This is a genomic window from Pseudobacter sp. (genome assembly GCF_051955275.1).
In the GTDB taxonomy this organism is placed as follows: Bacteria; Bacteroidota; Bacteroidia; order Chitinophagales; family Chitinophagaceae; genus Pseudobacter.
In genome coordinates, this window is the sequence record NZ_JBQCGW010000048.1 from 1 (window position 1) to 12,869 (window position 12,869).

Consider the following 12,869-nt stretch of genomic DNA (forward strand, 5'->3'; position numbering starts at 1 on the left):
AATGTAAACCTGGAAAAGGTTACGGGATGGAAAGATGGATTTTTCAGTTTTGATGACCTCACACTGGAAGAGCTCATGCGCGAAGTGGAGCGCTGGTATGATGTGGAAGTAGTATATGAAAAAGGAATTCCTGCCAAGTCATTCTTCGGAAAAGTGAGCAGGAACCTGTCCCTGCTTGATTTTATGGATGGGTTGAAAGACTGGGGAGTACGTTTCAGACTGGAAGGAAGAAAACTGATCATTACAGGAGTCGATTAAGATTTTCAATAGGCTTAGAGAAGCCAAACCCAAAACCAAAATAACGCTTCATGCGACTAACTGCTTTATTACTAAATGCGGCCTTCCTTTTTATTGGCATAAGCGGAATGTCTCAGACCATCACCTTTTCGGGGAAGGATACTCCCCTGAAGAAAGTGTTCCAGGTGATAGAGAAACAAACCGGTTATGTGATCTCAGGAGACAAGAGCATCCTGACGGAGTCAAGGCCTGTCACACTCACCGTTGAGGGCATCCCATTGGAACAGTTCCTCAACCTGGTTTTCAAAGACCAGGGCATCAACTACCGGTTCCGCGAAAAGAATATTTTCCTTTCCCGCCAGGAACCAGTCTCCAATTCACAACAAACTGTTGCTGCTGTAACTGCGGCAACACCTGCAGCGATAGTTACAGGAACGGTCCGTTCGAAAACCGATGAACTGCTGATCGGTGTTTCCATCCGGGTGAAAGGCTCTCCAACCATTGGCACTGTTACCAATGCTCAGGGCTCTTTCAGGTTGCCGAACATCGAAAAGAACAGCATCCTTCAGCTCTCCAGTATCGGGTATGAGCCTGTAGAGATCCGCATCCGAGAATCTGCGGGTGGTTATACTGCCAATACTGTGAAGAAGGAAATGGATGAAAATCTGAAAGTGATACCCGGACAAATCGTGAGCCTGGATATTGTGATGGAAACCAGTAACAGCCAGATGAACCAGGTGATCGTAAACGGTTATTCCAATATCAATAAAAATAATTTCACGGGGTCTGCTGTAACCATCAAACGGGATGAACTCCTGAAAGTGGCACCCAATAACATTTTGCGCAGCCTGCAGATCTTTGATCCTTCTTTCAAGGTAATTGATAATAACAGCCTGGGCTCTGATCCCAATAATATCAATCCAATCTATATCCGCGGCCGTTCCGGCATAGGCGACGTTACCCTGCCTGACGATGAAGTTGCTCTCTCACCCACGCAACTCCGTAATGATCCCAACCTGCCCACCTTTATCCTGGATGGATATGAAGTGCCTGTGCAAAGGATCTTCGACCTTGACCCCACACGCGTGGAGTCTATCACCATCCTGAAAGATGCAGCATCCACCGCCATTTACGGATCACGTGCCGCTAACGGTGTAGTAGTGATTGAAACCGTAAAGCCGGTGAGTGGCCGTCTGCGTGTGAATTATTCCCTGAATGGAAGTGTTACTGCACCCGATCTGTCTGGCTACAACCTGCTGAACTCAAGAGATAAACTGGAACTGGAAAGAATATCCGGATTGTTTGATCGCCGGGATAATGAGCAACCCTCCGAATCACTGAGGCGTGAGCAGAATTATTACGCCAAACTTGCAGAAGTGAACCGCGGTGTGGAAACAGACTGGCTCTCACAACCCTTGCGTACCGGCCTTAACCAGCGTCATAATATCCTGGTGGAAGGTGGATCCAAAGAATTCATTTTCGGGGCCGACCTCAATATCGCACGCACACAGGGTGTGATGAAAGGATCGGAGCGTAACAACAACTCCATCGGATTTTCCATCTCCTACAGGAAAAATAACCTGATGTTCCGTAACTATATCCAGTGGAACAATATCCAATCGGAAGAATCTCCATTCGGTTCTTTCGGCATGTATGCTGAACAGAATCCTTATGAAACCATCAAGGATGAAGAGGGTAATTACAAAAAACAGCTGGGTGACTGGGGACATCCCGGTGGCAGAGGAAATCCATTATATGATGCACATCTCAAAAGTTATAACCGTACCAGGTCCAATGATTTTTCCAATAACTTCAACCTGCGCTGGACGATCACGGATGGTCTCCGCCTGGATACCAGGATTGCTGTAATGCTGCAAAAGAGCCAGCAGCAAGACTTTAAAGACCCTGCTTCCTCACAGTTCAATAACCTGGAGTTCACCAAGAAAGGAACAAAGGGTATCCTGGATGATGAAATGCAGACCTGGGACTTCAATGCTTTGCTGGTGTATGGAAAAGGATATGGCAAACATTATCTCAATACAACCGTGGGTGCCAATGCAGCGCAGAAAAATATGACCCGTTCGGGTTACAGCGTTGTTGGTTTTCTGACAGGAAATACTGATGATGTGAATTTTGCAGCAGATATCCTGAACAAACCAACAGGCGATAATGAGAAATCAAGATTGCTCGGATTCATGGCCTCTGCCAATTACAGTTATGATAATATATACCTGCTGGATTTCTCCGGCAGATATGATGGTGCTTCACAATTCGGTTCCAATGTGCGTTTTGCGCCGTTCTGGTCTTTGGGCGCTGGAATCAACCTTCACAATTATAAAGGCGTAAAAGAAAATTATCCCTGGCTGACGAACTTCAAAGTGCGCACCAACTACGGACAGGTAGGAAAGGCGGGCTTTTCACAAAGCGTATCCAAGAGCACTTACCGCTACAATTTTGATAACTGGTATGCATTCGGCATTGGCGCCAACCTGGTTACACTGGCAAATCCTGACCTGGAGTGGGAGAAAACAACCATGTTTGATGCCGGATTCGATATTACCGTTTTCAATAAGCTCAGTGTTACGCTCAATTATTATCATAAGAAAACAATTGACCTCATTGGCGATATCACCCTGCCTTTCTCCACCGGTTTCAAATCTTACAAAAGCAACCTGGGTGAGATCCTGAATGAAGGGTACGAGATCAGTGCCAGGTACCAGGTACTGAATGGAAGGAGTGTGAACCTGAACATTTATGCAACTGCTGCACATAACAGCAATAAATTCCTGAAGATCGGAGACGCGCTGAAAGAATACAATAAGCGCGTGGAAGAATATTACAGGGGCCATTCAGTGGTGAACAAACCGCTGAACAAGTTCTTTGAAGGCGCTTCACAAACTGCCATCTATGCTATGAAGTCGCTCGGCATAAATCCTGCGGACGGCAGAGAAGTATACCTTGATCAGAATGGCCAGACAACCTATAACTGGAACCAGTCACAGCACGTGGTAGTAGGGGATTCGGAACCGGAGCTGCGGGGATCATTCGGATTCAATCTGAGTTATAAGTCCTTCTTCATATTCACCGGCTTCCTCTATGAATATGGTGGTGATATGTACAACAACACTCTGGTGGGCAAAGTGGAGAATGCCAATGTTTACAAGAACGTTGACAGCCGTGTATTTTCCAACCGCTGGCAGAAACCCGGGGATATCACTGATCTGAAAGACGTGCGTCTGTGGAATGAAACCACCAGGGTAACATCCCGTTTTGTGCAGCGTAATAATTATATCGATTTCAGTTCCGTTACCATCGGCTACGATGTTCCGCAGCAATTCCTGAAAAGATGGAAGCTCAACAATTGCCGGGTTCAGCTGACCAGTAATGAGCTGGGTCGCATATCCAGCATCGATATAGAGCGCGGCACTGATTATCCTTATGCGCGGACCATCAACCTTTCCCTGAACCTGGGTTTTTAATTTTAAAAGACATTCTTTATGATAAGAATTCTGCACTCATTCATATTGGCCGGCATACTGATCCTGTCCTCAGGCTGTGTGAAGAAATGGCTTGAAATGGAACCGAAATCAGAAGTGTCTGTTGACGTGCTGCTGGAAACACCGGAGGGTTTTTCCATTGCACTCAACGGTATCTATACCAATTTATCTTCCTATACTTTATATGGCGGAGAGCTTTCACACGGCATGGTGGATGTACTGGCCCGTTGTTATGACCTCAAGAATACCATGTATGACCAACTGAAGAATTATGATTATGTATCAGCAGGCATGGAACAACGAATCAATGGTATCTGGGCGCTTGCATACACCACTATTGCCAACTGCAACGGATTGCTGATGGAAATGGAAAAGAAATCGCCCGGCTTCTTCAGGGCGCACGAGCGTGCCAGACTGGAGGGAGAACTGCTGTCCATCCGCGCCATGCTTCATTTCGATCTGCTGCGTTTGTATGCACCTGCGCCTGCAGTACGAGATGCTGTGTCCATTCCTTATTACACAACGCTCACCCATATACCGATGCCGGAAAAAGCAACGAGCGAGATCCTGCAACTGGTAATGGATGATCTGAAAAAGAGCAAGGACCTGCAGAAGGAATATGATACCGATAATGAAGCCAGAGAGATCTTTCACAAGTACCGCTTCCGTTCAGGTGTGGAGCAGGATCCATTTGGTCCGGGTAAACGGGCATTCCGCATGGGATATTATGCAACTACTGCCCTGTTATCGCGTGTTGCTTTGTACGCTAACAACAAGCCAGTGGCCTATAGTAATGCCATGGAGGTGATCAACGACAAAACAGGTGCTGAGCCCACCATCACTTTTACCCCATCCACGCTTGTAGATGTGGGAGCTTACGACCGCCTGCTTTCAGAAGACCTGATTTTTGTACTCTACCGTAAAAGATTCGAGTACGATTTCAACAAGGTGATCTTCCTGCTTCCCAACACCAACCAGATCTTCGGCAGTGATCTGAACTCCGATTACAGGAAGAAATGCTACCTCTCCAATAACGGCAGGCAGTTGCTGAAGTATGATACCACACAGGACCGTGAAGGAGATATTACCGGAGCAATTCCCATGTTCAGGCTGAGCGAGCTCTATCATATTGCTGCTGAAGTGCTGTACGATACCGATCCTGACGGAGCGCTGGGAATGCTGAACAGTCTGCGTGCAAAACGCGGCAACACTGTTCCGCTGCCTGGTGTACCCGATAAGAATGCTTTCCTCAACGCCATCATCAATGATGCCCGGAGGGAGTTTGTGGGTGAAGGGAAATTGTTCTTCCTCTACAAGCGGCTGAACAAGACCATCCTGGATGAAACGAATGGCAACCAGACCCTGACCGAAAAGTTCATACTACCTGTAACTGAACGATAGCCCTTAACACTAAAAAATACGGATACATGAAACCGTTATATATAATACTGATCATCTGCTCCTGGCTTGCGGCCTGCAGCAAGGATGCTGTTGATAAATATGGAGATGAGTCCTTTGTATTCTTCGTCAACAAAGGAGATGATACCAGTGCCCTGAAGCCGGTTGAATATTCTTTTGCCTTTCACCCCGGCGCAGATAAAGACACTATACCCTTACTGGTGAAACTGATGGGCAAGCTGAAGGATGAAAACCGTGCTGTTGCCATCACTGTTGCAGCCTCCCAAACCACTGCCATTGCCAGCGATTACCAGTTGCCCGCCACTTTGACCTTCCGCGCGGGACGCGCTCTGGACACGTTGTTGCTGGTACTGAATAAATCCGACAGGCTGAAAACTTCGAAATTCAAGATCAGGATTGCTTTGCAGGCCAATGAACATTTCAGCCTGGGGCCGCTTGCCAACCAGTATGCGGATATCACTTTCTCCGATATGATCGCACGCCCGGACTGGTGGACATCCGTTGTTGAGACCAATTTCCTGGACAAATATTCTGACACCAAATACCGGCTCTTCATCGAAGCCACAGGTGTGGCTGACATGACCGGTCTGGCTGAAACGGAGCAGCGTGCATATGCCATCATTTTCCGCGATTTCCTGGCGCGTGGCCGTGAAAACGGCGAGCAGTATGTTGATGAGAATGGCCAGATCAATGTATCACCGAATTTATTCTGATCAAGCAATCCCGCAATGAACATGAAACAATCAAAACTATATACACTCGTTGTTCTTTTTTTCTTACTGGTAACGAGTTGCTATAAAGACAAAGGCAATTACGCTTACGAAGAGCTCAATAAGGTAAAGATCCTCTTTGATGGCGGTGCCTTCATCAGTCCCAGATCCGTTGATACGCTCGATATCAACCCCAGGATCGTGTATCGTGGCGATACGGTAAGGGCCAGTACGCTGACGGAGACCTTTTCCTTCACGTGGTATTGCAATAACAAGGAGATCGCAACCGGTCCGGTGCTTGACTATCCTGTGCGTGAGCTCACCGGCATCCGCCCTTATGTGAAACTGAAAGTGGTGAATAAAAAAGATGAATCCACATTCCTGGAAGGGTTCACGGTAGATGCCATTCCTGTATATCTGACAGGCTGGGTGGTGTTGACTAAAAAAGACAACCGTAGCATTATCTCCTTCATCGATCCGATGACTTACGAAGTAACGGAGGATTTTTATACCACTATCTCCGGCGAAGAGCTTGGCCCCAATGCCATTGAAGTGAAGGAACACTGGATGTCTGGCGGCGGACTCAGTAATCCCGGAAATATCCTGATCGTGAGGAATGATGCGGCCGGCAACCTGGAGCTGGATGGCAATAACCTGAATCCGATCTATAAGACCAACACATTCTTCCTGGGCAATACCGTTCCGGAGGATTTCCGTCCCAGGGGTGAGTTCTATATGTGGGACTACAGTATGATGCTGGATGATAACGGTAATATATATACGAGGAAGCATGTGAACAGCGCCTATTCCCAGTCTGGTGTATATCCCAATAAACCGATGTTCATACCGGGCGGCGTAAAATTTGATAAAGGCTGGGACGGAACCTTCATGAGTGGACATACCATTCTCTATGATAAAACCAGGGGCAAGCTGTTCATTGGTACAGACCGCGGCCTGGTGCTTCCCATCAGTTATATGCCTGGTCCTCCGATCCCTCCCGGCACTACGCTCATTGATGCGATGGACAAAGAACTGGTATATGTAGGCGCATTGAAGCAGGGCCGCTTCACCTCTTCCTACTACCTTATTTTCTTCAATGGCAGCCAGCATTTCGTGCAGAAGATCATGGCCATCGATCAGTTCTATACCATGCCGGCATTGTTCTTTTATGAAATGCCATTCGGTGCAGGCACGGCTAACGCACAGAGTATTTTCTGCCAGCTGCCCCGCATTGAAAATTATATGTTCTATTCAGGTGGCACCGATAATAAAAAACTGTACCTCTTCGAACATGGGCCAGGATCCAGTTCAGAGTACTATTCCTTCGATTCTCCCATTAAAACCATCTCGGCAGCCCAGAACATGGTGATGGGTGTATTCACACATGATCAGATCATGGTTGGCCTGGAGAACGGCGATCTGTATATCCTCGGCACATTGTCGGATGAAATAGCCGATCCTGCCCGCCGTCTCAAAAAGAAGATCGTGCTGAACAAAGGGGTACCTGTCAGCAGCATGTTCAAGATGGGATTTGGATTTAACCAAATGATGTAAACCACAATATGAAACAACCAATAGTAAAAGCTGTACAGCTATCACATCGCTATACGGCTCAATGGGCAATCCGTGACATAGATTTTGAAATTCCCGAGCGCGGGATCTACGGATTGCTCGGTTCCAACGGATCGGGAAAGTCTACCATGATGAACATTTTATGCGGCGTGCTGAAACCCACAAAAGGCGAGGTTTTTATCAATGGTGTTGACCTTCGTAAGAATGCCATTGCTGCCAAAGGCCTGATGGGGTTTCTCCCGCAGCGGCCTCCACTGCATATCGATCTCACCATTGAAGAGTACCTGACTCATTGCGCTGGATTGAGATTGATCCCAAAGAAGGAACAGGGGAGTGCCGTAAACAAAGTGCTTGAAAAGTGCGGTATCACCCATTTCAGAAGAAGGCTGATCAGGAACCTTTCCGGAGGGTATCAGCAGCGTGTTGGTATTGCACAGGCCATCATCCACAATCCGGAACTGGTGGTGCTGGATGAACCCACCAATGGCCTCGATCCCAACCAGATTGTTGAGATCAGGAACCTGATCAAAGAGATCGCGGAAGAAAGGACGGTGATTCTTTCCACGCATATGTTATCGGAGGTGCAGGCTGCGTGCAATTATATCCTGATGCTGGCGGAAGGCCGCGTGGTATTCTCCGGCAGTGTTGACGAATTTGACCGCTATGCCGCACCAGGAACTATTCTGCTGACCATGCTGGAAGCAAAGGGCGCAGAAGAACTGAAGAGAATGGCCCGCGTGGTGGATGTGGAAACCCTGGGTGGTTTCAGGTACCGCGTGAAAGTAGACAGTGTGGATGATATGCTGGAGAAGATCATCGATCAGAGCGTTCATAACGGCTGGAGGTTGAAAGAGATCAACGCAGAGAAAAATTCGATGGATACCATTTTTGCTGAATTGTCTAAAAAACAATCGCGGTCCTAACGTAGAAAATATACCAATGAAACAATCAATCAGAATAGCACGTACTGAATTACAGTTACTTTTTTATTCGCCCATTGCATGGCTGATCATGATCGTGTTCACCATCCAGGCCGGTATCGTTTTTTCAGGAGTGCTGGAAGGGATGGTACAGTTCAAGGAAATGGGTTACGGCCTCGAAGGCGTTACCCTTAAATTATATACTGATCCCTGGGGAGGGTTCTATACCCGGTTGCTTGGCTACCTGTATTTCTATATTCCCCTGCTCACCATGGGCATGATGAGCCGTGAGTTGAGCAGCGGCTCCATCAAATTATTGTATTCATCACCTATCAGTGATGCGCAGATCATCTTCGGGAAATTCATGTCCATTGCGGCCTATGCCCTGATGATGACCGCTATTGTTTTCATTTTCACCATGTATGGATCTTTTGTGGTGGATAATTTTGATTTTGCAGCCACTATTCCCGGACTGCTGGGGATCTTCCTGCTGATCTGTGCCTATGGGGCAGTTGGATTATTCATGTCGAGCCTGACCTCTTACCAGGTGGTTGCTGCCATGGGAACTTTCGCGGTCTTCGCCATTCTGAATTATACCAGCCAGTTATGGCAGGATGTGGCTTTTGTGCGCGATATCATGTATTGGTTATCGATAGGAGGCCGCACCCATGAATTCATTGGCGGCATTGTCAGCAGTGAGGACGTGATCTATTTTGTTGTTGTGGTGGGCCTGTTCCTGGGATTATGCATATTCCGTTTCCGTGGTGTACGCCAAAAGACAAGGCCGGTAGTTTCCCTCGGACGTTATGCTTTTGTGATCGGGGCAGCGGTAACGGTTGGTTACCTGAGCTCACGCCCTGTAATGATGTATTATTATGATGCTACCCGCACAAAACTGCGCACACTCACCAAAGCAAGCCAGGAGATAGTAAGCAAAGCCGGGGGCGGGCTCACCATCACCACCTATTCCAATGCACTGGATGAAGACCGCTGGTTGTGGATGGGCATGCCCCGTGCAGAACTGGATGATATGCGCCGCTTCCGGGAATATGTACGCTTCAAACCGGAGATCAAAATGAATTACGTGCGTTATTTCGCGCGGGGAAATAATGAGCAATCCCTCAACCAGCGATTCCCCAGGCTCAATGACAGGGAAAGAATGGGAAAGGTTGCCCAGACTTACGGTGTTGATTCCACGATTTTTTTGCCGGTGAATCAACTCGGTAAGATCAAAGAGACACTCGAAGAAGAAAATTTCAGGTATGTAAAAGTGCTGGAAAGAGAGAACGGTCAAAAATCAGTGCTGCGTGTTTTCAACGATGCCATGGGCTTCCCTTCCGAAGGCGAGATCAGCGCGGCAATCAAGAGACTGGTTACAACATTGCCTAAAGTTGGCTTTGTTGGAGGGCATGGAGAACGCGATTGTATCAAGGAGGGCGACCGCGATTACAACAAGTTCGCAAAAGAGAATACATTCCGTTATTCACTCATCAACCAGGGCTTCGACTTTGAGCAGCTGACGCTTGACAGGGAAGTGCCTGCGCATGTGAGTATACTGGTGATCCCGGATGCAAAAACAGCCTTGCCTGAACTGCACCTGACCCATCTGAAGAACTATATCGCAAGAGGTGGAAACCTGCTGATTGCTGCTGAGCCCAAACGCCAGGAATCCATGAACCCCATTACAGGATTGTTTGGTGTGCAACTGATGGAGGGTAGACTGGTAAAGCCAAGCAAAGAGTTTCAGGCAGACCTGATGATCACTCATTCAACCAAAGAGTCTGTTGATATTGCCGATGCATTCCGTATGATCCGTGAAAACAAACAGGTAGTGGTTATGCCGTCTGCCGTGGAGCTGAGATACAACAACGCTGCTGCCAGTGGTTATACTGCAAAACCCTTGCTGGTTACGGATTCCAGTGGCGTATGGAATGAATTGCAGACCACCGATTTCGTGGATGACAGTGTGGTGTTCAATGCTGCGTCCGGAGAAACGGTGGCTAATCTATCAGCCACAGCGCTTGCGCTCAGCAGAAAGATAGGTGAGAAGGAACAAAAGGTGATCATCCTGGGGGATGCCGATTGTATCAGCAATGGAGAGCTCGGTCATTACCGGAAGGATATTCCCGCTGCTAATTTTCTGTTGATAGCCGGGGCTTTCAACTGGTTATCCAACTATGATGCGCCTGTGGACGTCAGCCGTCCGCCATTTACGGATAATGATATTCACATCGGCAAGAAAGGATTCAAGGTTTCAAAGATCGTTTTCACAGGAGTACTGCCGGCAGTGATGCTGGTAGGATACCTGCTGATCTGGTTCAGAAGAAGAAGACAATAATCATAATAATACTGGCTAAGGTACATACAAACAAAGCAGGGCGATTTGCCCTGCTTTTGCTTTACAAAGGGGGGGCTGCTAAATCAGTCCTTCATGCGCCATATAAAATGATTGCTCATTGGGTGAGCCCAATCCGCTTTCATATGTACCTGATCCGCCTTCAGTAGGGAACATGAATTCAAATCCTTCATAGAAATTATCAGGGTTTGAATAGCCGATATAAGTGTTGAGTGCCCTGCCATTGTATTTACTGGCTACTGATATAATGTATTTGGTGGCAGGAATATCATTGATGTAATAAGCCTGGCCTACGCCATCTTTGATAGTGAGTGTTTTGGTGATCACTTTGCCTGCTGCCGGAGAGCCATCGAGGTATTTGGCTCCAGCTACCGGTTTGAATGTTACAGTTACTTCAGTTCCCGGGGGCATGATATCTACCAGAGAATTGTAATTGATGATCTTGATGCTGCCGCCGAACCAGCCCGTACCATTTTCTTTACTGGGAGTTCTGTCGGGAATTCTTCCGCTTAATCTCCACACGAAATTTCTTGTCAGGCCTTTCGTGGACGGTGTAAAAGCGTCGTAATCCGAGTCGTTTTCCATACCCAGGCGAACCTGGTAAATATTTCCTTCCATTTCCACTTCTTTCCAGGCATAGATCTTCCAGCCGCCGATAGAAGTGAGCCTGATGGAATATTTACCATCGGCACCGCTGGTGCCCGTGATATGGATATTGTTGCCGGTAGGGTTTTCTGCGCGGATCCTGGCGCCCGCAACGGGTTTGCCAGTGGCGTCTGTAATGGTGCCGCTGATGGTGTAAGGAGCTGAGTCCGTGGAAGTGTTGTCCTTGTCTTTTTTTCCACAGAAGGATAAAAGACCAGTGACCAGTGCCAGTAAAATGATTAAAGATGTGCGTTTCATTTGTGATGATTTTTTCTTACTGCAAAACTATTTCCGGCTGGGCCGGCTCCCAATGGGTGATGATATTCAATTACATGGGTATTGCTGCTTATAGTATCTATGATTTAAAATGAGAACTAATACCTATATTGATATCAGACCCGGATTTTAACTTTGGCTAATAGTTTATGATAAGAGTTTTCCTTTTTCTGATGGTCCTCCTCGCCGGACCTGGTTATCTCCAGGCCAGGCAGGTAGTGCTTTCCGATAATGGCAAACCAATCAATGTTGGTTATCCGTATTACCTGGAAGACAGGGAGGGGAATCTGAGTTTTCAGGAAGTGCTGCAGATGAATGGCTCCTTTGTGAAATCCAGAATCACGGTGCCTGACTTCCTTGGTAATCTGTCAAAAGCCATCTGGTATAAATTTGAGGTCATCAATCAAAGTCAGACTACCGACTGGTTCCTGGAAATAAAAGGAGGTTTTTTCCATCGGGCACAATTGTATCTGCCGGATCAGGCCGGTGTTGCTTCTCCCCAGGAGCTTACAGCTGACGGTGACTTTGAAAAGAGACCTGTCAAATCAAATGACCTTGTATTCAAGGTGCCTGTAAAACCGGGAGAAAAGGTAACAGCCTATCTGCGGGTTGACAGTAGAACACTCATCAGGGCTTCAATGAAAATGAAGACCATGCAGCAGTTGTATGAAACCAGCATACTCTCCAATTTCGGATATGGTTTCATGACGGCGGTTGCCGCTGCCTTGCTGCTGTATAACCTGTTCGTCTTTTTTTCTCTGCGCGAGCGTGTTTACCTGCACTATTGTCTTTACATCTTCCTTTATATCATTCATAACAGCTTTGTATCCGGTTACCTGCTGATGTTCTTTCCCTGGACCAGCTTTATCAATTCCACACTATGGCTGCCATTGATGGGGCTGGCGAGTATCATTTTCACCAATTCCTTTTTACAGACCAGGCGGTATGCGCCCTTTATTTATAAGATCAGATGGGCTATGGTGATGTTGTTCATCATCCCACTCACCATGTATTTCATGGGTAATTATCAGCTGGCCATCTCTGTGATCGGGCTGGTGATGTATGGGTTATTTTTTTACTGGATTACGGCCGGGGTCATTGCTTACAGGAACTCATTCAAGCCGGCGGCTTATTTTGTTGCGGGATTCGGAGCGCTGATAATTTTAAATACTTTATTAGGGTTGAATATAATGGGTATACTGGAATAGAATTACTGGCTCGATTCTGCTTTATACAT

General features: G+C 47.1%; 9 protein-coding genes. 8 read left to right on the plus strand and 1 reads right to left on the minus strand.

Translation table 11 applies throughout. The features are described from left to right. From ACTHMC_RS04850 to ACTHMC_RS04880, 7 genes are all read left to right on the plus strand, one after another. On the plus strand, positions 1–258 hold a 258-nt coding region (locus tag ACTHMC_RS04850), incomplete at its 5' end, for a FecR domain-containing protein (protein ID WP_440411331.1). 50 nt (positions 259–308) lie between these two features. Next, on the plus strand, positions 309–3,716 hold the full coding sequence (locus ACTHMC_RS04855) for a SusC/RagA family TonB-linked outer membrane protein (RefSeq protein ID WP_440411333.1): 3,408 nt from the start codon (positions 309–311) through the stop codon (positions 3,714–3,716). Positions 3,717–3,734: 18 nt separating this feature from the next. Further along, positions 3,735–5,135, plus strand: coding sequence for a RagB/SusD family nutrient uptake outer membrane protein (locus ACTHMC_RS04860; protein ID WP_440411335.1), 1,401 nt, complete (start codon positions 3,735–3,737; stop codon positions 5,133–5,135). 26 nt (positions 5,136–5,161) lie between these two features. Then, positions 5,162–5,866, plus strand: a complete 705-nt coding sequence (locus ACTHMC_RS04865; protein ID WP_440411337.1) for a DUF4843 domain-containing protein — start codon at positions 5,162–5,164, stop codon at positions 5,864–5,866. A 21-nt stretch (positions 5,867–5,887) separates the two neighbouring features. Then, positions 5,888–7,417 carry a PKD-like family lipoprotein gene (locus ACTHMC_RS04870; protein WP_440411339.1) on the plus strand — a complete coding sequence of 510 codons (1,530 nt, stop codon included), beginning with the start codon at positions 5,888–5,890 and terminating at the stop codon, positions 7,415–7,417. A gap of 8 nt (positions 7,418–7,425) precedes the next feature. Next, positions 7,426–8,358, plus strand: a complete 933-nt coding sequence (locus ACTHMC_RS04875; protein WP_440411341.1) for an ABC transporter ATP-binding protein — start codon at positions 7,426–7,428, stop codon at positions 8,356–8,358. A gap of 16 nt (positions 8,359–8,374) precedes the next feature. After that, positions 8,375–10,693, plus strand: coding sequence for a Gldg family protein (locus ACTHMC_RS04880; RefSeq protein ID WP_440411343.1), 2,319 nt, complete (start codon positions 8,375–8,377; stop codon positions 10,691–10,693). A 78-nt stretch (positions 10,694–10,771) separates the two neighbouring features. Here the strand turns inward: ACTHMC_RS04880 and ACTHMC_RS04885 are convergent, their stop codons facing one another. Then, positions 10,772–11,614, minus strand: coding sequence for a carboxypeptidase-like regulatory domain-containing protein (locus ACTHMC_RS04885; protein ID WP_440411345.1), 843 nt, complete (start codon positions 11,612–11,614; stop codon positions 10,772–10,774). A gap of 167 nt (positions 11,615–11,781) precedes the next feature. On the opposite strand from ACTHMC_RS04885, the gene ACTHMC_RS04890 reads away from it, so the two are divergent. Then, complete coding sequence (locus tag ACTHMC_RS04890) at positions 11,782–12,840, plus strand: 7TMR-DISM family protein (RefSeq protein WP_440411347.1); 1,059 nt, start codon at positions 11,782–11,784, stop codon at positions 12,838–12,840. Positions 12,841–12,869 lie beyond the last annotated feature (29 nt).

What these genes read in the sequence shown, in the direction of transcription:
- ACTHMC_RS04880 (WP_440411343.1), top strand. Translation starts at nt 8,375, where the DNA reads ATGAAACAATCAATCAGAATAGCACGTACTGAATTACAGTTACTTTTT.
- ACTHMC_RS04875 (WP_440411341.1), top strand. Translation starts at nt 7,426, where the DNA reads ATGAAACAACCAATAGTAAAAGCTGTACAGCTATCACATCGCTATACG.
- ACTHMC_RS04865 (WP_440411337.1), top strand. Translation starts at nt 5,162, where the DNA reads ATGAAACCGTTATATATAATACTGATCATCTGCTCCTGGCTTGCGGCC.
- ACTHMC_RS04860 (WP_440411335.1), top strand. Translation starts at nt 3,735, where the DNA reads ATGATAAGAATTCTGCACTCATTCATATTGGCCGGCATACTGATCCTG.
- ACTHMC_RS04885 (WP_440411345.1), bottom strand. Translation starts at nt 11,614, where the DNA reads ATGAAACGCACATCTTTAATCATTTTACTGGCACTGGTCACTGGTCTT.
- ACTHMC_RS04855 (WP_440411333.1), top strand. Translation starts at nt 309, where the DNA reads ATGCGACTAACTGCTTTATTACTAAATGCGGCCTTCCTTTTTATTGGC.
- ACTHMC_RS04870 (WP_440411339.1), top strand. Translation starts at nt 5,888, where the DNA reads ATGAAACAATCAAAACTATATACACTCGTTGTTCTTTTTTTCTTACTG.
- ACTHMC_RS04890 (WP_440411347.1), top strand. Translation starts at nt 11,782, where the DNA reads ATGATAAGAGTTTTCCTTTTTCTGATGGTCCTCCTCGCCGGACCTGGT.